Here is a 24,544-nt window from a genome sequence, read left to right as displayed (position 1 = left end):
ACATGGCCAAGCAGACCCAACAAACGGTGGCCTTGCCTGAGATCATCGACCTCGATGCAATCGACGGCATTCGTGACCAGCTGATCGACGCGTTGGAGGACGGGCCGGTGACGGTTCAGGCCGGGGCAGTCGAACGGGTTTCGACCAATGCCCTGCTGCTGCTGATCAGCGCCGCAGAGACGGCCCGGAGACACCATTTCGATTTTGCTATTGAAGCGCCGAGCGCGGCCATGACCGCCGCGATCGAGCGGCTGGGCCTGGATGCCCAGTTTTCAGGGATGATGAAACAATGACGCTGCGCGTACTCACGGTCGACGATTCGCGGACCATTCTGGCCATGCTGCACCACACGCTGAGCAATGCGGGCTTCGAGGTGCTGCAGGCCGAAGACGGCAAGCAGGGCCTGGATGTGCTCAAGGCCCAGGACGTCGATGTAGTCATCACCGACATCAACATGCCCGTCATGGACGGCATCGAGTTCATCAAGAATGTGCGCGCCACCGGCCAGCACAATTCCCTGCCCATCCTGATCCTGACCACCGAAACCAGCCAGGACAAGCGCGACCAGGGCAAGGCCGCCGGCGGCACCGGCTGGATCGTCAAGCCCTTCGATCCCGAGAAGCTGATTTCGGTCATCCATCGCGTCGTGCACTGAACCAAGAAAAACAGCGGACCCAGAAGGGTTGGAAGCATAGAGAATGAGTGATCTCGACGACTTCAAGGCCACCTATTTCGACGAATGTTCCGAGCTGCTCACTGAGCTTGAGGAACAATTCGCCGCCATTGAAGAGGGCGAGCGCGGCTCCGACCGGCTCAACGCGGTGTTCCGGGCCATTCATTCGATCAAGGGCGGCGCCGGCGCTTTCGGCTTTTCGGCGCTGGTGGGCTTTGCCCATGCCTATGAAACCCTGCTCGACTATGTGCGCGACGGCCGCGTGGAACTGACCGACGACGTGGTGCATCTGTGCATCCGCGCCAATGACATCGTCGCCGATCACGTCAATGCCGCCCAGACCGGCGAGGCGCTGCCTGCCGACTACGGTGCGGAGGAAAAAACCCGCTTCGACGCCATCGCCAGGGGGGAAACGGCCAGCGATGCCGGCGGCGAGGAAGCCGAGGCCGATGGTGAAGTGATCGAGGATTTCGACATCGAATTCACCCCGGTCATGGTCGATCTTGAGGCGCCCAAGGCCAATGGCGAAGCGCCGGTCGAGGATGTGTTCGATGCCGCCCCGATGACCGCTGCCGAAGGCCAGTGGGAGATCCGCTTCACACCCCATCGCGCGCTCTATGCCCGCGCCAATGACCCCCTGCTGCTGTTCCGGGAACTGGCGGCGCTGGGCGAAATGCAGGTGCGAGCGGTCTTGGGCGAGGTGCCCCCGCTTTCCGATTTCGAACCCTTTGCGGTCTATTGTGCCTGGGAGATCACCCTAGTAGCGCCGGACCTCGGCGAGGATGCGATCCGCGAGGTGTTCGAATTCGTCGAGGGCGATTGCGACATCATCATCGCCCAGGCCGGTGCGGTGCCCGGGCTGGCTGCGGCCGCTGCGGAACCGGCCGCCGATAATACCGATGCGCCCGCCAGCGATGAACCCGATCTGTCGAGCCTGCTGGCGCTGACCGAAGAGGAAGTGGCCCAGCCGAGCGAACCGGTGGCCCCACTTGCCAGCTTTGCACCCGAGCCGGCGGCCCCGGCAGTGGGCGCACAGGACAGCTTCGAGGAGGCTCCGGGCCTGAGCTTTGCCGCCCTGGCCGAGGAAATTGCCCCGGCGCCAGCCGCCAAGGCACCGAAAGCGGACACACCGCCAGCAGCCACGGCCGCGGCCAAGCCTGTCGCCGCTCCGGCGCCCGCCGCTGGCGGTGACAGCGAAGACAATGGCAGCCGCTCGGTCGGTGTGCAGTCGATCCGCGTCGACCTGGACAAGGTTGACCGCGTGGTCAACATGGTGGGCGAGCTGGTGATCACCCAATCGATGCTGACCCAGCAAATGGATGAGACCTTGCGCGCGCGCTACACCGAACTGGTGCGCGGTCTTGAGGTTCTGGCCCAGACCACGCGCGGGCTACAGGATTCGGTGATGGCCATCCGCGCCCAGCCGGTCAAATCGGTCTTTTCCCGCATGCCGCGCCTGGTGCGCGAGCTGGCCAGCAAGACCTCCAAGAAGATCAAGCTCGAGACGATTGGCGAGAACACCGAGATCGACAAGACGGTGATCGAGCAATTGTCCGATCCGCTGACGCATATGATCCGCAATTCGGCCGATCATGGTATCGAAAGCCCGGAAAAGCGCCTGGCAGCAGGCAAGCCCGAGACCGGCACGATCCGTCTGTCGGCCGAGCAGGCCGGGGGCAATATTCTGATCGTGGTCGAGGATGACGGCGCCGGCATCAATCGCGAGCGCGTGCTCGGCCTGGCCCGCGACAAGGGAATTGTGGCGCCCGATTTCACGCCGACCGACGAGCAGATCGACCAGCTGATCTTTGCGCCCGGCTTCTCGACTGCCGAGGCGGTGAGCGACATTTCCGGGCGCGGCGTCGGCATGGACGTGGTGCTCTCCAATATCAAGAAAATCGGCGGCTCGGTGCATGTGCGCAGCTGGACCGGCAAGGGCTGCCGCATGACCTTGAGGCTGCCGCTGACCCTGGCGGTGCTGGACGTCATGCTGGTCAAGGTCGGTGGCGGCCCCTATGTGGTGCCGCTCTCCTCGATCGTTGAAACCATGCAGTGCTCGCGCGCCAGTTTTGAGCGCGTGCCATCGGGCGGCCGGGTGCTGCAGGTGCGCGGCGAATATGTGCAGGTCATCGACCTGGCACAGCGTTTCGACCTCACCAGCCAGCAGAACCCGGACGATCAGTTCGTGGTCTTGTGCGAGGCAGAGGGCAATCAGAAGGTCGCCCTGGTGGTGGACGATATCATCGGCCAGCAGCAGGTGGTGATCAAGTCGCTCGAGGAAAACTTCGAAAGCGTCGAAGGCATCGCCGGCGGCACCATATTGGGCGATGGCAACGTGGCGCTGATCGTGGACGTGCAGGGCCTCAGAACCACGCATCTGCGCCAGAACGCCGCCTAAGGGGCGCACCGCGAGGCCCCGTTAACACATTGGCGTCGATTGGCGCATTAGACTGGAAGAAAGCGCCCAGGACGGGCGGCATGAAAAGGCGAGAAAGATGGAAGCGCTGAGCCTTCGCGACGATATGAGCGACAAGTCGGCAATTGCCGGACAGAACACCTTGCAGCTGATCGCTTTCTCGATCGGCGAGCAGACCTATGGCGTGGAGATCACCACAGTGCGCGAAATCCGCGCCTGGAATGGGGCCACCCCGCTGCCCAATACCCGCGAATTCGTCCGCGGCGTGATCAATCTGCGCGGCACGATCGTGCCCATCTTCGACCTGCGCGCCCGCTTTGGCGACGGCCAGACCTCGCCCACCAAGAACCATGTGGTGGTGGTGATGAGCGTGGGTGACAAATGGGTCGGCATCCTGGTGGACGCGGTTTCCGATATCCTCACCGTCAACCGCGACGAAATCCACAATGTGCCGGAAGGCAATTCCATCGATACCGAGCTGCTCAACGGCATTGTCACCCATGACAGCCGCATGGTTGGCCTGATCGACCTGCATGCCGTGGTCAGCGGCGCCAAGATGGACGGCTAGAGCTACCCATCGACAGAGCATTCGAGAAGGGCGCCGAAAGGCGCCTTTTTTGTCTTCCGCTGGAATGCCCTTTCACTGGCGCCTTCCACAGGCGGAGCTGCGCTTCCAAAGAATTTGTCGCTGCCACGGAGCCACCAGTCTATAGGATCGCGGCAAGCACAGTGGCCGTTGCAGAGGAGCCGAAGTGAAAGCCGTTTTGTTCGAAACCTTTGGGCAGACCCCCAAACTGGTTTCCGTGGATGACCCGACGCCACCCCCGCATGGCGTGGTGGTCAAGGTGGAAGCCACCGGCGTCTGCCGCAGCGATTGGCATGGCTGGATGGGGCATGACACCGACATCACGCTTCCGCATGTGCCGGGCCATGAACTAGCCGGCGTCATCGTCGCGCTGGGCAAGGATGTCAGCCGCTGGCGGCTCGGTGATCGCGTCACGGTGCCCTTTGTGGGTGGCTGCGGCCATTGCCCGGAGTGCCACGCCGGACACCAGCAGGTGTGCGAGAACCAGTTTCAGCCTGGCTTTACCCATTGGGGCTCGTTCGCCGAATATGTAGCCATCCACCGGGCCGATTTGAACCTTGTCGCTCTGCCCGAAGCCATGGATTTTTCCACCGCGGCGAGCCTGGGCTGCCGCTTTGCCACCGCCTTCCGCGCGGTGGTCGACCAGGGCAAAGCGGGGGCCGGCCAATGGGTGGCGGTGCATGGTTGCGGGGGCGTGGGCCTTTCCGCCGTGATGATCGCCAATGCCATCGGTGCCAATGTGGTGGCGGTCGATATTGCTGAAGAGAAGCTGGCCCTGGCCCAGTCGCTGGGCGCGGCCGCCACCGTCAATGGTGCCGAGGTGGCCGATGTGGCCGAGGCGGTGATGGAGATCACGGGAGGCGGCGCCCATGTGTCGCTGGACGCGCTGGGCCACCCCGTCACCTGCTTCAATTCGGTGCAGAATCTGCGCCGGCGCGGCAAGCATATCCAGGTGGGTCTGATGCTGGCCGACCATGCCCGGCCGCAGGTGCCCATGGCCAAGGTCATCGGCTGGGAGCTGGAATTGCTGGGCAGCCATGGCATGCAGGCGCATCGTTACGGCGCCATGCTCGACATGGTGCAATCTGGCAAGCTCGACCCCGCGCGTTTGGTGGGCAAGAGGATCAGTCTGGCCGAGGCGCCCCAGGCGTTGACGACCATGGACCAGTTCACCGCCGTTGGCGCCATCGTCATCGACCGCTTCTAGGAACGCCGCAGGCAGAGGCGCCTGCATGACCGCCGGGTCAAACGCAAAAAGGCGCCAGAGGCGCCGCGTGCCGGACGGGTCGGGCGGGAGGCTAGAAGAGTTCGGCGTCCCCGTGGGCCTGGTGAGCAGCGATGCCGGAGAGAGCCGGGACGCGCAATTCATCCAGCGTCAGGCTGGCCCAGATTTCGTCATAGACCGAATCAGGGGCGGTGGGCGGCAGCAGGGCGAACTGGCGTACGGCCAGCGCCATATTGTGGCAGCGTTGCTCGATGCGGTCCTGGCCCTGAAGCGCGGTGATGATGTGCTGCACGGCCTGACGAACCGTCGGGTCCTTGCTGAGCTGCTTGTCGGCGAGCATTTCAAGCGCTTCGGTGATGCCTTCTAGCATGGAAGCGGTTTGCCGCGCCGTCTCGTCCAGTTCTCGTGCGAGTTTCTGCAGTGACATTGATAGTTTCCTAGCCCCGTTGCCATCACCCTATAGGCCTATTTCTAAACCTCCCCTTGCTGAATCATTGGTGACCAGCGAACTCGTCCGTCGTGGTTAGCAATTGGCTAACGAGTTTAATTCTACCATGGGGACAATTCGCCCGTAGAGGTAGATGAACACGACATGGCCCTGAGCAATTCCCTGCCACCCGAATTCGATCGCGGGGTGGTGACCACAGTCCACCAAGGCGACTGCCATGTCTCCAATGCTGCGGACATCACATTTTCCACGGTGCTTGGGTCGTGCATTTCGGCCTGCGTGCGCGACAAGGTCGCCCTGGTGGGGGGCATGAACCACTTCCTGCTCGCCGAGCAGTCGGGTTCGGCCAAGGATCGGTATGGGGCCTCGGCCCGCTACGGCGCCTTTGCCATGGAACAATTGATCAACAAGGTGCTGAGCCAGGGAACGGGCAAGAAAGCCAACCTTGAAATCAAGGTGTTCGGCGGCGGCAAGATCAATGCGGCGCTGGACGATGTGGGGGCCAAGAACATTGAGTTCGTCCGCCAGTTCCTGGCCGATGAAGGCTATGTGGCCCTGAGCGAGGATCTGGGCGGAACCTTTGCCCGGCGCGTGCTGTTCAAGCCGCATTCGGGCCGGGCCTTCGTCAAGCGCCTGGATAGCGATGCCGGTGCCAATGTGGCACAGGAAGAAATGGCGATCGCCCGCCGTCGCGTGGTGGTGCCGGCACCGGTGGACGATATCGAACTGTTCTAGTTTTTCGCGCCGGTGGGCCGGCTTACGAAAGTCTTACCGGCCCTCCCCGCTTTACAGACTTGGTTAACCATTCTGCAGATAGGGTCCGATCATGTCGGACCGAGCCGTCTTTACTGTTGATTCGCGAGCCCCAAGGCGGGGCATGCGGCTTATGCTGGCCGCAAGTGGATTGTGGACAGTTGCTGGCGCGGCTGCCGGTGGCCTGCTGCTGGCTCTGGGACCCGGGCCAAACTGGTTTGCCGCGGTTGGCAGCCTCGCGGGCCTGGCCATCGCCGGGAGCGTGGTGGCCGGACATCTGGCCGACCGGCGTGAGGCACAGCGACTGGCGGCGGTGGCGCAGGCTGCGGGCCTCTCAGACCGGCCGGGCGAGGTGCTTTCGATTGCCGGTATTGTCGAACGCCTGGGCAAACGGTTGGATCGCGCCCATCATTTCCGCGCGGCCCTGGGCCTGCTCGATGCGCCCATGCTGGTGGTGGATGAGCACGGAGTCATTCTGACGGCCAGCCGCGGCATGGAGCGCCTGGCGCCCAAGGCGGTGGAGGGCGAGACGCTCGACGGGCTGTTTGGCCAGGGCTATCTCGAGCGCGGTGGTGGCGCGCCGGAAGAAGCGCTGGTGCTGCTGGCGGGCCGCCGCTTCATTGCGCAGCGTCGGGCCCTGCCCTCGGGCCGCTATGCGCTGGAATTCAATCCGGCCGGACATTTCATCGAGGATGACCGTTTCGATCTGCTGCTCGAGGCCCTGCGCCAGGGGCAGACCGGGTTCCGCTTCGAGGCGGATGCGGTTGCCGGCCAGGCTGCATTGGGTGACGTCAACCGGGCGCTCGAGGCGCTCGACAATGGGGTCCTGCAATTGCGGGCGGTGCTGGCGGGCGAGGTCAGCCACCTTGAGCCCCTGCCGCTGGCGGGCGAGGCACAGATGATCCTTGAGCTGTTCTCCGGTCTCGACGAACAGCAGCGGGACGAGGCGCAGGCGCGGGTTGCGCTGGAAACCCGGCTGGCATCAGTCAAGGACTTGCTGGCCCAGTTCGAGGCTCGTGCCGCCGACCTCGAAAAATCGGCCGAGACGGCGCGGGCGGCGCTGGCCGCCGGGGTGGAAAAAATGGCGCGGCTGGAAGCACAGCTGCGGACGGCCGAGGAGCGCAATCAGGTTGCCGAGGGCCTGGCTGCCAAGGTGGACGAGGCGGCCGGACGCACCCGCGCACTGGTCAGCGAGATTGATCGCATGGCCAAGGAAATCGACACCATGACGGCCGGGATCGAGGATGTTTCCTTCCGCACCAATCTCTTGGCCCTCAATGCGGCCGTCGAAGCGGCCCGGGCCGGTGAAAAAGGAGCCGGCTTTGCGGTGGTGGCCGACGAGGTGCGCCAGCTGGCGCAGGTGACCAATCGCAGCGCCAAGGATATCCGCATCATCGCCGACAAGGGCCGGGCCCAGGCGCGGATCGGTCTGGACGAGGCCGGCGCGCTGCAAAAAATCACGGCCGCTCTCAGGGAGAATTTACGCAATCTAAGCAATGGCTCGGCAACTATTGCGTCCGATGAGGCCAAAGCCGTGCGCGAAACCGCGCCGGCCGGTGCCATTGAGCCGGTGGTCGAGCCGCAGGATCAGGAGATCGAGTTCGACCAGCGCGCTGCCAGCTGAACCCGGTAGAAAACCGGCACAAAAGGGGTGGTTGCATGGAACAGGGGGAATATGCCCTCAGCGAGCGGGAATTCGCTCGGATCAAGGCGCGGGTCTATGAGGTTGCGGGTATTTCACTGAGCGAGGCCAAGCGCACGCTGGTGGTTTCCCGCCTTTCAAAGATCGTCCGGGCCCTGAAGCTGCCAAGCTTCGACGCCTATGTCGATTATCTCGAACGCAGTGGCTCGGCCCAGGACGGGCAGGACTTCGTCAACGCCCTGACCACCAATCTCACGCGCTTTTATCGTGAGGATCACCATTTCGAGCATTTGCGCGCCTATGTCGGGGAGCTGATGGCTTCCCGTCCGCGGGGCACGCGGCTGCGGATCTGGTCGGCGGGCTGCTCGACCGGGCAGGAGCCCTATACGATCGGCATGGACCTGCTGACCGCCTTTCCCGAGCTCAAGCGCTGGGATTTCAAGCTGCTGGCGACCGATATCGATACCGCGGTGCTGGCCAAGGCGGCCGGCGGAATTTATCCCGACAGCGAGCTCAACGGCCTCTCAAGCGAGCGGGCGCGTCCATTTGAACGCTTGGGCGACGGGACCGTCCGCATTCCCGCCGCCGTGCGCGAGCTGGTCTCCTTCAAGCCGCTCAACCTGATCGGCCCCTGGCCGATGAAAGGCCCGTTCGACGCCATCTTCTGCCGTAATGTGGCAATCTATTTCGACAAGCCGACGCAAGGCGAGATGTTCGGCCGCTTCGCCCAGATGCTGGCCCCGGAGGGATTCCTCTATATCGGGCATTCGGAAAATCTGGGGTCCGGCGGCGAAGGCTTCCGGCTGGTCGGCAAAACCATCTACCAGTCACGTGAAAAACTGAACAAAAGAGCTGCATGATGAGCATCAAGGTTCTGGTCGTCGACGATTCGGCGCTTATCCGCGAGGTTCTGGCCCGCATGCTGACGCGGGATGGTGACATCGACGTGGTGGGCACAGCCACCGATCCCATTGATGCGCGCGAGAAGATCAAGACACTCAATCCCGATGTGGTGACGCTCGACATCGAGATGCCCAATATGAACGGGCTAGCTTTTCTTGAAAAACTCATGCGTCTGCGGCCCACGCCCGTGGTCATGGTCTCGACCCTGACCAAGAAAGGGGCCAGCGAAACCCTGCTGGCGCTGGAACTGGGGGCGGTCGATTTCGTGGCCAAGCCGAGTGCCGAATTTGCCGGCGGCCTCGACGCATTCGGCGTGGGCCTCCGGGACAAGATCCGGGCCGCGGCCAAGTCGGATGTGCGGGGCCGGTCGGCCAGCCGCGCCGAAACGCCCAAAACGGCCAAGACCGCGCTCAAGACAGCGGCGGCACCGGACGGCGCCCTGATCGCCATTGGCGCTTCGACCGGCGGTGTCGAGGCCATTCGCGCGGTGCTCAGCGATATGCCGGCCGATTGTCCGCCCGTCGTCATCGCCCAGCATATGCCGGCCGGCTTTACCGGGCGCTTCGCGGCACGACTGGATGAGCTTTGTGCGCTCAAGGTGGTGGAGGCCGAGGACCGCATGGTGCTGCAACCGGGCCATGCCTATGTGGCGCGCGGCGACTACCATCTGCGCGTCGAGCGCAGCTCGGGACAGCTCAAATGCCGGCTCAGCCAGGATGGCCTGGAGAGCGGCCATCGGCCCAGCGTCGATGTGCTGTTTGAATCTGTGGCCAGGACCGTGGGGTCGCTGGCCGTGGGGGCCATTCTGACCGGCATGGGCCGGGACGGGGCACGCGGCCTCAAGCTGATGCGCGATGCCGGCGCCTATACGGTGGGGCAGAGCCAGGCTTCGGCGCTAGTCTACGGCATGCCGCGGGTGGCTTTCGAAGAAGGGGCCGTGGTCGAGCAGGCACCGGTCGAACAGATCGCGACCAAGCTGGCCAACGCCCTGGTCAAGCTCAAATCGGCGGCCTGAACCGTGATCGGACAATGCCGGTTGGGCAATTGAGACATTTGTAACGCTTGATCCCTAGAGTCCGGGTTCAAGTGCGGCCCGAAGGCCGAAGGCGCGTAGAGGTAAGAACGACCATGCCAAAAGCGAGCGCTGTGAGCGTCCTGATCGTCGATGACCAGCAGTCGATGCGCGGCATCTGTAAGTACATTCTGACCCAGCTCGGGTTCAAGGACATCATCGAGGCCAAGTCGGGGCGCGATGCCCTGGGCAAGCTCGAAAAGTCCAATGTCGACCTGATCATTTCCGACTGGAACATGGAAGACATCGATGGCCTCACCCTGCTCAAGGTGATCCGCAAGCATCCGCGGACACAGGCCATGCCGTTTATCATGGCCACCGGGCGTTCGGACAAGGAACAGGTCAAGGAAGCCATTTCCTTCGGGGTCAACAATTACATCATCAAGCCGTTCGATGCCTCGACCATGAAGAAGCGCATCGAGGCGGTGATCGGTGCGCTGACCTGATCGACCCGCCCCAGGCACAAGAATAAGCCCGCCGGTCACCGGCGGGCTTTTTTTGTTCGTCCTTGGGGTCCGTTCGATTGGCAGGCAATTGCCCGGGAATTGGGCCATCGGCATTTATCCGTAAGAAGTGATTAATCATGGCCCTGTATCGTTTTCGCAATTTGGCGCCGTCTGGCGCCGCAAGGCCGGTGACGTCTGCGTTAGTAGGGATGTGGGGAATCGGTCGCCGAGGGGGTATCGAGGATAGTCATGAAGTTTTTTCCGCAGTTGAAGATCGCCCAGAAATTGCCGCTCGCCCTGGTGGGGTCGGCCCTGGTGGTGAGCGCGGGCGTCGGCATTACCGGGTATATGATCGCCTCGGCCACAGTCGAGCAGATGACCCAGCGGCAGTCCCAGGCGGTCACCAGCCAGCTTGCGCGCAAGATCAGCTCCTATTTCGAGGATGTCTCGAAGGACCTGCAGATCACCGCCACTTCCGAAGCGACGCAGGTGGCCATGCGCGATCTCGGCATCAACTGGACGCTGTTCTCAACCGGCAATCCCCCGCTGGACCCGGTGGCTACCGTGCGATCCGCCTATATCGACAACAATCCGGACCAGGAAAACCGGGAGCTGCTCGACGTCAGCACCGAGGTCAAGAAGAACAACTACGACTTCATCCACTCGCGTGTGCATGGCGCCTATCGCAAGCAGGTGCAACTGCGCGGCTATGCCGACCTGATGATGCTCGATCCAAAGGGCAATTTGATCTATTCGGTCAAGAAGCGTGACGATCTGGGTGGCAATTTCGGACCGGAAGGCGCCAGCGCCGATAGCGGCCTGGGGCGAGCCTTTGCTGCTGCGTCGGCATTGACCGAGCCGGGTCAGGTCGCGTTTGAGGACTTTTCGATGTATGCCGCGGCGGGCGAAAATCCGCAAAGCTTCATGGCCTCGCCGATCTTTGACAATCGCGGCAAACTGGGCGGAGTTCTGGCCCTGGCCATTTCCACCGATGCCGTGAATGCCATTACCGGCAATAGCGAAGGCCTGGGTGAGACCGGGGAAAGCTTCCTTGTCGGTGCTGATGGGGTGATGCGCTCGGACTCGGTGTTTTCCGAGGCGCAGGACGCACTGGTTACCACGTTCCAGAACCCGGTTGTCGACATCGCCCTGTCGGGTTCGGTCGCCAATGGCCAGTCCTCCGATTACCGCAATCTCGATCTTATCCTGACCGCGCAACCCGTCTCCTTCGGCGGCACGGATTGGGCGATCGTTACTGCCATGGGCGCGGACGAAACGCTGGCCCCGATCACCGAGATGCGCAATCTGACGCTGGCGCTGGGTGGGGCGTTGCTGGCCGTAGCCGCGATCGCGGGCTTCTTTTTCTCGCGCTCGATCAGCAAGCCGATCTCACGTCTGACTGATACGATGGACGCGCTTGCCAGTGGGGACCTCGAGGTCGAGGTCAAGGGAGCGCGGCGGGGCGACGAGATTGGCGCCATGGCCCGCGCTGTCGAGGTGTTCCGCGAGAACGCGCTCAAGGTCAATGAGATGACCGAAGCCGAAGCGGCCCGCATTGTCGCCAGCCAGGCCGAACGTGCAGAAATGATGCAGCAATTGCAGCGGGCCTTCGGACAGGTCGTGGACGCGGCCATTGCCGGTGACTTCTCCAAGCGGGTCGACGCCGAATTCCCCGATGACGAGCTCAATACTCTTGCCCGTTCGGTCAACGGGCTGGTGGAGACGGTTGATCGCGGTGTCTCCGAGACCGGCTCGGTGCTGTCGGCCCTGGCCAATACCGACCTGACCCAGCGCATGCAGGGCGATTATCAGGGCGCTTTTGCCCGTCTCAAGGCTGACACCAATGCGGTGGCTGACAAGCTGACCGAGATCGTCGGGCAGCTGCGGGATACTTCGCGCACACTCAAGACGGCGACAGGCGAAATCCTTTCGGGCGCCAACGACCTTTCCGAACGCACCACCAAGCAGGCGGCAACGATCGAGGAGACCTCGGCGGCCATGGAACAGCTGGCGGCGACCGTCCTGGCCAATGCCGAGCGCGCCAAAGAGGCATCGACCGTGGCCACCGGGGTGACCCATACGGCCGAAGAGGGGGGCGAGGTCATGGGGCAGGCAACGGCGGCCATGGAGCGGATCACCCAATCCTCGTCCAAGATCTCCAACATTATCGGCCTGATCGACGATATCGCCTTCCAGACCAATCTTCTGGCGCTCAATGCTTCGGTCGAAGCGGCGCGGGCCGGAGAAGCGGGCAAGGGCTTTGCCGTGGTGGCCGTCGAAGTGCGACGCCTGGCCCAGTCGGCCGCGCAGGCTTCGAGCGACGTCAAGGCGCTGATCGAGCAGAGCGCCGACGAGGTCAAGGGTGGGTCCAGGCTGGTGGCCGATGCCGCCGCGCGGCTTGAGGAAATCCTCACCTCGGCACGGTCTTCGAGCGAGCTGATGAACAATATCGCCCGCGAGAGCCGCGAGCAGGCCTCTTCGATCGACGAGGTCAACACCGCAGTCCGCACCATGGACGAAATGACCCAGCACAATGCGGCGCTGGTTGAGGAGATGAATGCCTCGATCGAGCAGACCGAAGCCCAGGCGACCCAGCTCGATACCATCGTCGACATCTTCGCGATCGAGCAACGCAAACCGGCTCCGGCGCCAGCCCGGGAGGCTCCGGCCAAAGGACCGGTCAAGGCGATTGCGCAGGGCGCACGAGGCCTGCAGGCCAAGCTGCAAACTGCGGCCAAATCCTATCTCTCCAAGGGCAATGCGGCCGTCGACACCGACTGGAGCGAATTCTAGCCAGTTCATGTTGGGCGGTCGGCGAATGGCTGACGCGCAAATGCGAATGCGAAGGGGCGCCGTGGCGCCCCTTTTTCATGGGTCAGCCCGTCCCGGGTGCTGCTCGCGGGCAGGTGCCGGGCGCAGAATCAATGCCCGGTAGCCCGGTTTGTTGCACCGCCAACACTCCCTGGGGGTGCGGAAAGGGTTCTGGGCGCAGGATTTTCCGACTATTTTATTCCTGAAATCGATTGCGGAAAAATCCGTACAGTTTTCGGTAAATAGTTTCTTCTAGCGTAGCTCCACTGTGGCCGGTTCCGGGAATCATTCCAGAAGGAAGGCCGGGTCCGAACGGGGGAGTACCGATATGAAGCAGATAGCGCGCTTTTTGGGCAATGTGCGCATGACGACCACGATCCTCGTCCTGGTCATGTTGTCCATCATTGGCTCGATCGCGGCGGTGTCGAGCGCCATCTATTACAGCCTGCATGCGCAATCGATGGCCGATAGCGAAGTGCAGCAGCGAACCAATCTGGGCGTTGCCGCCACCATTCTGGAGCGCCGCATTTCCGGTTCTGTGTTGAGCTGGACCGAGGAAGGCACGATCGCATCGTTCCAGAGCTGGGCCATCCCGCCGTTCTATGACAGTGAGGTCATCGATTCGGTGACCCGCGTGACCAAGCAGGATGCGGCCATCTACGTCACTGATCCGGAGACGGGCGACCTGACGGCCAAGACCACCAGCCTCAAGCTGGATGAGGAAACCCGCGCCGTGGGCGGCATTCTCCCCGCTGACAGCGATGCGGTTACCCGGATCAAGGCGGGCGAAATGGTCCTCGGCCAGCTCTCGGTCGATGGTGTCAATTATTACGCAGCGCTGCAGCCCATCCAGAAGACCAATGGCGATGTGATGGGCGCCATCTTTGTTGGCACGCCCATGGCCAATGTCGAGGCGGCCGCCAATTCGGTTCTCGGGCTCATCGGCCTGGTCGGCGGCATCGTAACGCTGGCCTTCGGTGCCATCGGCTTTGTCGTCTCGCGCCTGATCACCCGGCCGATCCCCAAGCTGGCGAGCACCATGGATGTGGTGGCTCAGGGCAATTACGATGTCGAAGTGCCCTATACCGACAAGGGCAATGAGGTCGGGGCCATGGCCCGCGCGGTGGAAGTGTTCCGCGAGAATGGCCTGCGCGTCAGCCAGATGACCGAGGCGGAAGCCGCGCGCATCGTGGCCGACGAGGAAAAGCGCCGCCAGATGATGACCGAATTGCAGGCCGCGTTCGGCGAAGTGGTCGATGCCGCCGTTTCGGGTGATTTCACCAAGCGCGTGCATGCCCAATTCCCCGATGCCGAGCTCAACAGCCTGGCCGGCAGTGTCAACAATCTGGTCGAAACCTTCGATCGGAGCGTGGAGGAAGTGGGCCAGGTGCTGGGCGCCATGGCCGACACCGATCTCACGCGTCGCATGACGGGCCATTATGAAGGGGCCTTTGCCAAGCTCAAATCGGACATCAATGCGGTGGGCGACAAGCTGACCGAGGTGGTGATGCAGCTGCGCCGGACTTCGGGCTCGCTCAAGACGGCCACGGGCGAAATCCTTTCGGGCGCCAACGACCTTTCCGAGCGCACCACCAAGCAGGCCGCGACCATCGAGGAAACCTCGGCGGCCATGGAGCAGTTGGCGACCACGGTACTGGCCAATGCCGAACGGGCCAAGCAGGCCAGTGCCAGCGCCTCGAAAGTGACCCGGACCGCCGAAGAAGGTGGTCAGGTCATGGATGCGGCCAATGAGGCCATGGAGCGGATCACGGCCTCTTCGGCCAAGATCTCCAACATCATCGGCATGATTGACGATATCGCCTTCCAGACCAATCTTCTGGCGCTCAACGCCTCGGTTGAGGCAGCGCGGGCGGGCGATGCCGGCAAGGGCTTTGCCGTGGTGGCCGTGGAAGTGCGGCGCCTGGCGCAGAGCGCGGCCAGCGCTTCGGCCGATGTGAAGGCGCTGATCGAGCAGTCTGGCGCGGAAGTGACCACCGGCTCCAAGCTGGTGGGCGAAGCGGCCGGCAAGCTGGCCAGCATGCTTGAGGCCATCCGCGAAAACACCCAGTCGCTCGAAGCCATCGCCCGTGACAGTGCCGAACAGGCAACCTCGATCGAAGAGGTGACCTCGGCGGTCCGCACGATGGACGAGATGACCCAGCACAACGCGGCGCTGGTGGAAGAGACCAATGCGGCCATCGAGCAGACCGAGGCCCAGGCCAGCGAGCTTGACCGGATCGTGGAGATCTTTGCCATCGACCAGACGGCATCCGAGGCCTTGGCCCCGACCGCCCCGCGCCGGGAGGCCGCGCCAGTGGTCAAATCCAGCCAGAAGGCAGCCAAGGCCTATCTCAGCCAGGGCAATGCGGCGATTTCCGCCGATTGGGACGAATTCTAGTCCCGGCCACATAGAACGCTATCGGCGGCCCGCTTCATGCGGGCCGCTTTTGTTTTGGGCACCCATGGACGGTCAGGCTCCCGCGAAAGCGATCGTGCTTAACCGGCTCTTAACAGCGGCCGCGCTAGTTTTCTTTCGGACGCAGAACTTGATGAGATTGCCGCCGGAAATCTGCCACCGGCGTTGACGGGCGTCCCTCCCGTCATTGCAGCATGACCGCCAGGCAGGCGGCCGCTTGCGCGCGCGGAACAGCGCGCTGGTAATATCCGGCCCAGAAGGGCCGGCACCGTGGAGCGTCAGTCCCGATGAAAATGAGCGACCTGTCCATTCAACTCAAGTTGGTCCTGGGGGCCGGCGTTCTGTTCCTCGCGGCCGCGGGCGGCCTGATTTCGGGTGGCCTGTACCTGATGTACCAGACCGCCGGCAGCGAAGCCGAGGAGCGGGCCCGGACCCTGCTTGGCCAATACAGCCAGCTGGCCGCGGGGCAGATGGGCAATGTCATCACCCATACCCAGACCATGGCTGCAGTCCTTGAAGGGCTGATCGAAGGCGCTGCTGATCGCGACGAGATCGGCCAGGTGGTGACGCAAGCCTTGCTGTCGCGGCCTTCCGTGGTCGGCATGACGGCGGCGTTCGAACCCAACGCTGTTGACGGCATGGACGAGATGTTCGTCGGGCACGCCTATTCGGACGCGACCGGCCGCATGGTCCCCTATTTTACCCAGGCCGACGGCACGGTTTCGGTCGAGCAGCTCGACATGTCGCCCGAGGCCGGCACGGAAGGCTGGTATGATCTGCCGCTGCGGGAAGACCGCACCATCCTGACGCCACCCTATACCTATCCGATCAATGGCGTGGACGTGCTGATGACCACTATCAGCGCGGTGATCCACAAGGATGGTCAGCCCGCCGGCATTGTCACCTCGGACCTGACGCTGGATACCATCGCCGGCGTTATCGGCCAGCTCCGGCCGTTCGAGGTGGGGTCGGTTCTGCTGGTCAGCAATGCCGATACCTGGATTGCCAATCCCGATCCGGCCCTGGCCGGGCAGGCGCTGGATCCGGAGATTTCGAGCGCCTTGCACAACACCGCCCTGATGGAAAAGGGCACGACCTATGTCGACGAGACGGGCGTGAACACGTTCCTGGTCACCACACCCCTCAGCTTCGCGGGCGTGGATGAACAATGGACCATGGTCATGACCGTACCGGCCGCCACGATCTATGCCGGGGTCGACGCCATGCGCAACATGGCGCTGGCGGCGGCCGGGATTGTGCTGACCGGCATTCTGGTCCTGGTCTGGTTCGGGGCCGGTGTCATCGCTGGGCCGATCCGCCGGATGACCGATCTCATGGGCGTGCTTGCCCAGGGCCAGTATGATGTCGAGGTGCCACATCAGGAGCGGCAGGACGAGATTGGCGGCATGGCGCGAGCCGTGGAGGTGTTCCGTGAGAACGGGCTGCGGATCAGCCAGATGACGGAGGCCGAGGCGGCCCGGATCATTGCAGATCAGCAGGCGCGCCAGGCGATGATGAGCGAATTGCAGCTCGCCTTTGGCGAGGTGGTGGACGCAGCGGTGTCCGGCGATTTCTCCAAGCGGGTCACCGCCAATTTCCCGGATGCCGAACTCACCAGCCTGGCCGGCTCGGTCAATTCACTGGTGGAGACGGTCGACGAGGGCATCAGCGAAACGGGCAAGGTGCTCGAGGCGCTGGCCCGGACCGATCTGACGGTGCGCATGGAGGGCAACTACAAGGGTGCCTTCGCCACCCTCAAGAACAATACCAATACCGTGGCCGAGACGCTCTCGGAGCTGGTCAACGGGCTCAAGAGCACATCACGGGCCCTCAAGACCGCAACCGGGGAAATCCTGGAAGGCACCAACGACCTCTCGGAGCGGACCACCAAGCAGGCGGCCACGATCGAGCAAACATCGGCAGCCATGGAGCAGCTGGCAAGCACGGTGCTGCAGAACGCAGACCGCGCCCGGGACGCCAACACCATCGCCCAGACGGTCAGCCGGACCGCCGAGGAAGGCGGGGAGGTGATGAGCAAGGCAACCGGGGCGATGGAGCGCATCACCACGTCCTCGGCCAAGATTTCCAACATTATCGGCCTGATCGATGACATCGCCTTCCAGACCAATTTGCTGGCTCTCAACGCCTCTGTGGAGGCGGCGCGTGCTGGCGATGCCGGCAAGGGCTTTGCCGTGGTGGCCGTGGAAGTGCGGCGCCTGGCCCAAAGTGCGGCCAGCGCTTCGGCGGATGTGAAGGCGCTGATCGAGACGTCGTCGGGCGAAGTGGGCGCCGGCACCAGGCTAGTGGCGGAGGCCGCTGCGAAACTGGAGGCCATGCTGGAAGCGGCCAAGTCCAATTCGAGCCTGATGGATGGCATTGCCCGGGATAGCCGCGAACAGGCCTCCGCCATTGAGGAGGTATCGGTCGCCGTGCGGCAGCTCGACGAGATGACACAGCACAATGCCGCGCTGGTGGAACAGACCAATGCTGCCATCGAACAGACCGAGGCGCAGGCCAGCGAACTGGACAAGATCGTGGCAGTGTTCCGCACCGAGGCCGGCGAGGAAACTGCAGTGCCCCAGCCACCGCGCGCCGCCGCCCCGGCCAAACCCGCCCAGAAGCTGCGGCAGGCCGCGAACACCTATCTCAGCCATGGTAATGCGGCGATTTCCGCCGATTGGGACGAGTTCTAGACCTGGCGGTCCAAAGCAACGCCTGACAAAAGGGAGCCCTTGGCTCCCTTTTGTTTTTTGCATTCATGCCCGGAAACCTCCGGGCACTCCGGCTCCATTTTGGTTTCCGTCGCTGCCCGGTACGTTTTTCAGCAATCTGCCCATTGTTCGAAAACGTTTTCAGTAATTCTTAACCACTCCCGATCAATAAGTTCATGTTTCGAATTAAATCAGCGACAAGCGGCTTTGGGAGGCGGTTTTGCGTCAGATCTTCGGCAGTGTGCGGGCCAGATTGTTGGCCTTGATGGGTATACTGTGCCTTGCGGTGATCCTCTTTGCCGGCGAGGGCGCCCTCCATAGATGGACCGAGGCGGAGAGCGATGATGGCGTCAGCCGCAGTATTGCCGTATCTGACCTGCTGCTGAAAAGCGCCGGCAACTGGGCGGTGGAACGTGGAGTCACCAATGCAGCACTGGCGCAGCCCGGTGCCGCCTCTGCCGAGACGGTGGCGACGATCGCGGCACGTCGTGAGGCGGCCGATGAGGCTTTCACCGAGGCGCTGAACGGCTTGACCGCAGGGCCGGAGTTCAAGGATCGCGCCGGCCTGATTGCGGGGGTGGAGCAAAGGTTCGAGGCCGTTATGGTCCTGCGGGCCCAGGCCGATAATGCGCTCAAGAAAAGCGCCTCAGAACGTCCCGCCAATCTGTCGGCCGATTGGGTGCCGACCTTCACCGATCTCATCATGGAATCGCAGCGCCTGCGGCTGGCCGCGCGCTATCTGCCCGAATCCATGGAAACGCAGGTGATGATGCTCGAACAGGTCAAGAATGCGATCTGGGTGATGAGCGAATATGCCGGCCGGGAGCGGGCGATGATCGGTGCGGTCATTTCGGCGGAAGCACCATTGGATACCGCCAAGCTGCAGACGCTGGCGACCTATCGCGGCCGGTTGGAGCAGGCCTGGATGGAGGTCGAAACCTATCTCGAGACCGAAGGCGCCGATCCGGGCATTGTCGAGGTTGCGGCCAATGTGAAGTCCGTCTTCTTTGGCTCGTTCGAGGCAGTGCGGACCAAGGTCTATGCGCAGGGTGTCGCCTGGGGTGCCTATGACCTAGACGCGGACACTTGGATCGCCGAAGCAACCAAGGCGATCGACACCCTGCTGGACCTGACCACTCAGACGACGATCGCAGCGACGACCCTGGTGTCGCATGAAGCCGATCAGGCCCGGCTTGCGATGATCTTTGAAGCCGCCATCCTGCTGGCCAGCCTTGGCTTGGCGGGCCTTGCCTTCCATGTGGTGGTCTCGCAGGTCGCCAAGCCTCTGGGCCGGATCACCGAGGCGATGCGCAGCCTGGCCTCCGGCGACCTCAATGCTGAAGTGCCCTATGCAGAACGGCGCGATGAAATCGGCGAGATGGCGGCGGCGGTCGATGTGTTCAAGCAGAACGGCATCAGGGTCGCGGAAATGACCGAGGAAGAGCAGCGCGCCAATGCGCGTCGGCTGGAGCGTGCCCGGACGATGGAGAGTTTCCAGAGTGCCTTCGAAGGGGTGGTCGAGGCGACTTTGGAGGGGGATTTCTCCAAGCGCATTGAGGAGCAGTTCGCCGATGCGGAAATCGCGCGCATCGCCGGCAATTTCAATCGCATGGTGGATTCGGTAGCCACTGGGCTGGATGATGCCGGCGGGGTTCTGGGGGCGCTAGCCCAGACCGACCTGACGCGGCGCATGTCGGGCGATTATCGCGGCGCTTTTGCGCAGCTGCAGAGCGATATCAACGCGGTTGGCGATCAGCTCAGCGACATTGTCGGCGGGCTGCAGCGGACCTCGCGCTCCCTGAAGGTAGCGACCGGCGAAATCCTCTCGGGCGCCAATGACCTGGCAGACAGGACCACAAGGCAGGCGGCCAATATCGAGGAAACCTCGGCGGCGGTCGAACAGCTGACGACGGCTGTGCAGGACAATGCCAAGCGTGCCGGTACGGCCAGCCAGAAGGCGCTGGCGGTGTCGGCGAGCGCCAACCAGGGCGGTTCGGTGATGACAGAGGCGACCGCGGCCATGGAACGCATCAGCGCGTCTTCGGCCAAGATATCCAACATTATCGGGCTCATCGATGATGTCGCCTTCCAGACCAATCTGCTGGCGCTCAATGCCTCGGTGGAGGCGGCGCGGGCCGGGGAAGCGGGCAAGGGCTTTGCCGTGGTGGCCGTGGAAGTGCGGCGGTTGGCTCAGAGCGCGGCGGAGGCGTCGGCCGACGTCAAGCGCTTGATCGAGGAAAGCACCGGTGAGGTGCGAACCGGTTCGCAACTGGTGGGGCAGGCGGCCGAGCAATTGCATGACATTCTCGCGGGGGCGCAGGAAAGCGCGGAACTGATCGATTCCATTGCGCAGGCCAATGCCGAACAATCGGCGGCGCTGGACGAGATCGCCGTGGCCGTCCGCCAGATGGATGAGATGACCCAGCACAATGCCGCCCTGGTGGAAGAGACGAATGCCGCCATCGAGCAGACCGAATCCCAGGCTGGCGAACTGGACCGCATCGTGGCCGTGTTCAAGACCGGTTCGGGTTCTGATGCTGCCGGCGCTCAGGCGATCCCGTCTCGCCCGGCCCAGAAGCCGCCTCAGGCCGGCGGGCCCCTGCTGAGCCGGGGCAATGCTGCCCTGGCGCAGGATTGGAGTGCATTCTAGGCTATCCTTGCGGCAGCGTTGAAACGGCCAGAAAATAGGGAGAAACAGGATCGAAAGCCCATAGGGGATAGTCCAGAGGCCCCCGTTAGCCTGATTTATACTTCCAATCCGGCGAGGCCATCGCGCTAAATAACTGGTGCTACGCAAAAACGTATATTGTCGTGGAGGAAGTTTTAACCGTGTGAGCGCAGCCTTGTCCCCAGAGACGTTCGAGTGCGGTCGAACGGCAAGGGGGTTGTAATGGGTGGTTTGTTTTCAGGGTCACGCGGGCGGAGCGACCGGTCAAAGGTCGAGGCGATCGAGCGCAGCCAGGCGGTGATCGAGTTTGCGCTGGACGGCACGATCATCACGGCCAACAAGACGTTCCTTGATGCCATGGGCTATGCATTGGACGAGGTGCAGGGCCAGCACCACGCCATGTTCTGCGATCCAGCCTATGCGGCCAGCGCCGACTACAAGAGCTTCTGGGCTGACTTGCGGGCTGGCAAATTCAAATCGGCCGCTTTCCAGCGCTTTGCCAAGGGCGGGCGTGAGGTCTGGATTCAGGCCAGCTACAATCCGGTGCTCGACCGGTCGGGCAAGCCGGTCCGGGTCATCAAGTTTGCCTCCGACATCACGGCGCAGAAGCAGCAGGCGGCAGATCATGCCGCGCAGATCGAAGCCATTTCCCGGGTGCAGGCGGTTATCGCCTTTGATCTGGACGGCACGATCCTCACCGCCAATGACAATTTCCTGGCCACGGTCGGCTATCGTCTGGACGAGATTGTGGGGCGGCATCATTCCATGTTCTGCGCGCCGGATTATGTGCAGTCCGAGGCCTATGAGCAATTCTGGGCGCGGCTGCGGGCCGGCCAATATGAGGCAGCCGAGTTCCAGCGCTTTGGCAAGGCTGGCAGGGAGGTGTGGATCCAGGCCAGCTACAATCCAATCCTGGACGCGGCCGGGCGGCCGGTCAAAGTCGTCAAATTCGCCACCGACATCACCGAGCGCAAGCGCTGCGAAGGCATTCTCAGCTCGCTGACGCAGAGCCTGGAGCGCATGGCCGAAGGTGACCTGACGGCCCGCATCGATACCGAATTCACCGGGCAGTACGAGCAGTTGCGACAGGCCTTCAACCAGTCGCTGGAGCGGCTCGACGGCATCGTCACCGGGTTGAGCCGGGCGTCGCGCACGCTGCGCACGGCGACGGCAGAAATACTTTCAGGCGCCAATGATTTGTCGAGCCGAACGACCAAGCAGGCGGCCACGATCGAGGAGACCTCGGCGGCGGTCGAGCAATTGTCGGGTGCCGTGGCAGACAATGCCAAGCGCGCGGCGACAGCCAGCACCAAGGCGCGCCAGGTCTCCCAAAGCGCCACCGAGAGCGGCGCCGTCATGTCCGATGCCACCACCGCCATGACCGCCATCGAGGCGTCATCGGCAAAGATCTCCAACATCATCGGCATGATCGACGACATCGCCTTCCAGACCAATTTGCTGGCGCTGAACGCCTCGGTAGAGGCGGCGCGGGCCGGAGAAGCGGGCAAGGGCTTTGCCGTTGTCGCGGTGGAAGTGCGGCGCCTGGCGCAGAGCGCGGCGGAGGCTTCCGCCGAGGTCAAGGTGCTGATCGAAGCCAGCGCCGGAGAGGTGCGAGCCGGGGCGCAATTGGTGGGCAAGGCCGCCGAGGGGCTCAATGATATCCTCTCCGGTGCCGAGGAAAGCGCCGTCCTGATCGACGAGATCGCCCGGGAGAATCGCGAGCAGGCTGGTGCGCTGGAAGAGGTGGCCGTGGCTGTCCGGCAGATGGACGAGATGACCCAGCATAATGCGGCGCTGGTCGAACAGACCAATGCAGCGATCGAACAGACCGAAAGCCAGGCGGGAGAGCTGGACCGGATTGTCGAGGTGTTCCGGCTGGCCGAGGCGTCCAGTCCGGATCGGCGCCCGGCCCAGCGGGGGGCACCCAAGCTGGTCAAGGTCGCCGGAGGGGGCTGGGTGGAGCAATAGGACCCGCTGTGGATCTTATTCACCATGGGTTTACCATAGAGTCCTAGTCTGGGCCGAACTGATCCGGACCAAGATTTGGGAGTCTGGCCTGGAGCAGGCTCCTTAATGTCTTTGCTCAAGGTGAGGCCAATGGCTGAACACGCTCCCGATGCCCTGCAATCCAGGCTCGATTTCATTGGCCTGGATGCGACCGCACGCAGCCGCATGGCCGATATCCAACCCAGTATCGAGGCGCATCTGGAAACGGCGCTGACATTATTCTACGCCAAGATCGGCACGGTTCCGGCGGTGAACCGGTTCTTCGACGGTCGACCGCAAATGGATCGAGCCAAATCCAAGCAGGTCGGCCACTGGAATGCCATTGCCACCGGCCAGCTGGACGAAGCCTATATGGAGGCCAGCTCGCGCGTCGGCCTGCGCCATGCCCAGATCGGCCTGGAGCCGCGCTGGCATATTGGCGGCTATGGCGTGATCATGGAAACGCTAGTGCGCGGTGTGGTGCTGGATGCGATGCAGGCGGCCCTGCAGCCGGTCAAGGGCCGGTTCGGGGCCCCGGTGCCGCCCAAGCCCGAGGCGGTGATGGCGAGTGTCGAAACCATGACCGAAGCCCTGATCGCCGTCCTCAAATCGATGCTGCTCGATATCGATCTGGGTGTGACCGCCTATTTCGACAAGCTGACCGGTGACGCGCGCGCGGCCGATGACGCCGCCCGCGCCAAGATCGAAAAGGCCGTTGCCGCGACCGGCGCGGTGCTCAAGGACGTTGCAGAGGGCAATCTGACCAGCCGGGTTACCGAAGAGCTCGATCCCGAGTTCGAACAGATCAAGCATGATACCAATGCGGTGGCCGAAAAACTCGCCGGCATTGTCGGGCAGTTGCAGCAGACCTCTCGATCGCTGAAGACCGCAACGGGCGAAATCCTTTCCGGGGCCAATGACCTGGCCGACCGCACGACCCGCCAGGCAGCCACGATCGAGGAGACAACGGCCTCCATCGAGCAATTGTCATCGGCCGTGGTTGAGAATGCCAAGCGGGCCGGGGTGGCCAGTGAAACAGCCCGTCGCCTGGCCGGCAGCGCCAATGACGGCGGCATCGTCATGGGCGAGGCGACCCAGGCCATGTCGGCCATCGAGAACTCCTCGTCCAAGATTTCCAACATTATCGGATTGATCGACGATATCGCCTTCCAGACCAATCTGCTGGCTCTCAATGCCTCAGTCGAAGCGGCGCGCGCCGGCGAGGCGGGCAAGGGTTTTGCGGTGGTTGCGATCGAGGTGCGGCGCTTGGCCCAGAGCGCCGCGCAGGCATCGAGCGACGTCAAGCAATTGATCGAAGCCAGCGCCGGGGAAGTGCGCAACGGAACGCAATTGGTGGTCCGGGCCGCCGAAACCCTGCAGGATATCCGGGCCCGGGCGGAAGAAAGCGCGAACCTGATCGATACGATCGCGCGGGACAATGGCGAACAATCCGCCTCGCTCGAAGAGATCACGGTGGCCGTCCGGCAGATGGACGAGATGACCCAGCACAATGCAGCCTTGGTCGAAGAGACCAATGCGGCCATCGAACAGACCGAGGCCCAGGCCAGCGAGCTTGACCGGATTGTCGAGGTGTTCCGCATCGAACAGGGTCGGTCCGCCTCGCCAGGCAAGCAGGCGGCGGCGGAAACCCGATCCCGCCCGGCCTTGCGCAGCACCGGCAATTTGGCCCTGTCGAGCGACTGGGAGGCCTTCTAGCCGGTTCTGCTGACGCGGCCTGTCACGACCTTGCACCAGAAGGCAATGGCGGCAGTTGTAACGCCGCGATTG

The 24,544-nt window shown here is 63.2% G+C and carries 17 protein-coding genes; 16 read left to right on the top strand and 1 reads right to left on the bottom strand.

Annotated elements, in window-relative coordinates:
* Positions 1-2: 2 nt before the first annotated feature.
* The 5 genes from QZ564_RS08715 (at position 3) to QZ564_RS08695 (ending at position 4,882) form a co-directional block, all read left to right on the top strand.
* Positions 3-293 (top strand): STAS domain-containing protein, encoded by a 291-nt coding sequence (locus QZ564_RS08715; RefSeq protein WP_297107962.1) that lies wholly within the window; start codon positions 3-5, stop codon positions 291-293.
* Positions 290-655 carry a response regulator gene (locus tag QZ564_RS08710; protein WP_297107959.1) on the top strand — a complete coding sequence of 122 codons (366 nt, stop codon included), beginning with the start codon at positions 290-292 and terminating at the stop codon, positions 653-655. The genes QZ564_RS08715 and QZ564_RS08710 overlap by 4 nt, the downstream gene beginning before the upstream one ends.
* 43 nt (positions 656-698) lie before the next feature.
* On the top strand, positions 699-3,071 hold the full coding sequence (locus QZ564_RS08705) for a chemotaxis protein CheA (protein WP_297107957.1): 2,373 nt from the start codon (positions 699-701) through the stop codon (positions 3,069-3,071).
* Positions 3,072-3,168: 97 nt separating this feature from the next.
* On the top strand, positions 3,169-3,657 hold the full coding sequence (locus tag QZ564_RS08700; protein ID WP_297107955.1) for a chemotaxis protein CheW: 489 nt from the start codon (positions 3,169-3,171) through the stop codon (positions 3,655-3,657).
* A 184-nt stretch (positions 3,658-3,841) separates the two neighbouring features.
* Positions 3,842-4,882, top strand: a complete 1,041-nt coding sequence (locus tag QZ564_RS08695) for a zinc-dependent alcohol dehydrogenase family protein (RefSeq protein WP_297107951.1) — start codon at positions 3,842-3,844, stop codon at positions 4,880-4,882.
* A 91-nt stretch (positions 4,883-4,973) separates the two neighbouring features.
* On the opposite strand, the gene QZ564_RS08690 is transcribed toward QZ564_RS08695, so the two are convergent.
* Entirely contained in the window at positions 4,974-5,327 is a 354-nt protein-coding gene (locus QZ564_RS08690) for a hypothetical protein (protein ID WP_297107948.1), read from the bottom strand.
* Positions 5,328-5,492: 165 nt separating this feature from the next.
* On the opposite strand from QZ564_RS08690, the gene QZ564_RS08685 reads away from it, so the two are divergent.
* From QZ564_RS08685 to QZ564_RS08635, 11 genes are all read left to right on the top strand, one after another.
* Complete coding sequence (locus QZ564_RS08685; RefSeq protein ID WP_297107946.1) at positions 5,493-6,083, top strand: chemotaxis protein CheD; 591 nt, start codon at positions 5,493-5,495, stop codon at positions 6,081-6,083.
* Positions 6,084-6,225: 142 nt separating this feature from the next.
* Positions 6,226-7,725: a methyl-accepting chemotaxis protein gene (locus QZ564_RS08680; RefSeq protein ID WP_297107943.1), complete on the top strand. Its 1,500-nt coding sequence runs from the start codon at positions 6,226-6,228 to the stop codon at positions 7,723-7,725.
* A gap of 35 nt (positions 7,726-7,760) precedes the next feature.
* A complete protein-coding gene (locus tag QZ564_RS08675) occupies positions 7,761-8,603 on the top strand; it encodes a protein-glutamate O-methyltransferase CheR (RefSeq protein ID WP_297107940.1) in 843 nt (280 codons plus the stop codon).
* A complete protein-coding gene (locus QZ564_RS08670) occupies positions 8,603-9,661 on the top strand; it encodes a chemotaxis response regulator protein-glutamate methylesterase (protein WP_363311843.1) in 1,059 nt (352 codons plus the stop codon). Before QZ564_RS08675 ends, QZ564_RS08670 begins: the two co-directional genes overlap by 1 nt.
* A gap of 113 nt (positions 9,662-9,774) precedes the next feature.
* Positions 9,775-10,164 (top strand): response regulator, encoded by a 390-nt coding sequence (locus QZ564_RS08665; RefSeq protein WP_104892861.1) that lies wholly within the window; start codon positions 9,775-9,777, stop codon positions 10,162-10,164.
* 249 nt (positions 10,165-10,413) lie between these two features.
* On the top strand, positions 10,414-12,957 hold the full coding sequence (locus QZ564_RS08660; RefSeq protein WP_297107928.1) for a methyl-accepting chemotaxis protein: 2,544 nt from the start codon (positions 10,414-10,416) through the stop codon (positions 12,955-12,957).
* A gap of 346 nt (positions 12,958-13,303) precedes the next feature.
* A complete protein-coding gene (locus QZ564_RS08655; protein WP_297107926.1) occupies positions 13,304-15,373 on the top strand; it encodes a methyl-accepting chemotaxis protein in 2,070 nt (689 codons plus the stop codon).
* A 305-nt stretch (positions 15,374-15,678) separates the two neighbouring features.
* Positions 15,679-18,084 (top strand): methyl-accepting chemotaxis protein, encoded by a 2,406-nt coding sequence (locus QZ564_RS08650; RefSeq protein WP_297107924.1) that lies wholly within the window; start codon positions 15,679-15,681, stop codon positions 18,082-18,084.
* A 238-nt stretch (positions 18,085-18,322) separates the two neighbouring features.
* On the top strand, positions 18,323-20,752 hold the full coding sequence (locus QZ564_RS08645; RefSeq protein WP_297107922.1) for a methyl-accepting chemotaxis protein: 2,430 nt from the start codon (positions 18,323-18,325) through the stop codon (positions 20,750-20,752).
* 240 nt (positions 20,753-20,992) lie between these two features.
* A complete protein-coding gene (locus QZ564_RS08640) occupies positions 20,993-22,738 on the top strand; it encodes a methyl-accepting chemotaxis protein (RefSeq protein ID WP_297107919.1) in 1,746 nt (581 codons plus the stop codon).
* A gap of 129 nt (positions 22,739-22,867) precedes the next feature.
* Positions 22,868-24,472: a globin-coupled sensor protein gene (locus tag QZ564_RS08635; protein ID WP_297107918.1), complete on the top strand. Its 1,605-nt coding sequence runs from the start codon at positions 22,868-22,870 to the stop codon at positions 24,470-24,472.
* Positions 24,473-24,544: the final 72 nt, after the last annotated feature.

The sequence above is a fragment of the uncultured Devosia sp. genome (assembly GCF_913055165.1).
Lineage (GTDB): Bacteria > Pseudomonadota > Alphaproteobacteria > Rhizobiales > Devosiaceae > Devosia.
Note: the sequence above shows the minus strand (reverse complement) of the source record. Positions and strands in the feature narration are given on the sequence as shown.

Bases quoted from the DNA above. Each gene is read 5' to 3' on its own strand.
- QZ564_RS08715 (WP_297107962.1), top strand. From the start codon at position 3: ATGGCCAAGCAGACCCAACAAACGGTGGCCTTGCCTGAGATCATCGAC.
- QZ564_RS08710 (WP_297107959.1), top strand. From the start codon at position 290: ATGACGCTGCGCGTACTCACGGTCGACGATTCGCGGACCATTCTGGCC.
- QZ564_RS08705 (WP_297107957.1), top strand. From the start codon at position 699: ATGAGTGATCTCGACGACTTCAAGGCCACCTATTTCGACGAATGTTCC.
- QZ564_RS08700 (WP_297107955.1), top strand. From the start codon at position 3,169: ATGGAAGCGCTGAGCCTTCGCGACGATATGAGCGACAAGTCGGCAATT.
- QZ564_RS08690 (WP_297107948.1), bottom strand. From the start codon at position 5,327: ATGTCACTGCAGAAACTCGCACGAGAACTGGACGAGACGGCGCGGCAA.
- QZ564_RS08685 (WP_297107946.1), top strand. From the start codon at position 5,493: ATGGCCCTGAGCAATTCCCTGCCACCCGAATTCGATCGCGGGGTGGTG.
- QZ564_RS08680 (WP_297107943.1), top strand. From the start codon at position 6,226: ATGCGGCTTATGCTGGCCGCAAGTGGATTGTGGACAGTTGCTGGCGCG.
- QZ564_RS08675 (WP_297107940.1), top strand. From the start codon at position 7,761: ATGGAACAGGGGGAATATGCCCTCAGCGAGCGGGAATTCGCTCGGATC.
- QZ564_RS08670 (WP_363311843.1), top strand. From the start codon at position 8,603: ATGAGCATCAAGGTTCTGGTCGTCGACGATTCGGCGCTTATCCGCGAG.
- QZ564_RS08665 (WP_104892861.1), top strand. From the start codon at position 9,775: ATGCCAAAAGCGAGCGCTGTGAGCGTCCTGATCGTCGATGACCAGCAG.
- QZ564_RS08660 (WP_297107928.1), top strand. From the start codon at position 10,414: ATGAAGTTTTTTCCGCAGTTGAAGATCGCCCAGAAATTGCCGCTCGCC.
- QZ564_RS08655 (WP_297107926.1), top strand. From the start codon at position 13,304: ATGAAGCAGATAGCGCGCTTTTTGGGCAATGTGCGCATGACGACCACG.
- QZ564_RS08650 (WP_297107924.1), top strand. From the start codon at position 15,679: ATGAAAATGAGCGACCTGTCCATTCAACTCAAGTTGGTCCTGGGGGCC.
- QZ564_RS08640 (WP_297107919.1), top strand. From the start codon at position 20,993: ATGGGTGGTTTGTTTTCAGGGTCACGCGGGCGGAGCGACCGGTCAAAG.
- QZ564_RS08635 (WP_297107918.1), top strand. From the start codon at position 22,868: ATGGCTGAACACGCTCCCGATGCCCTGCAATCCAGGCTCGATTTCATT.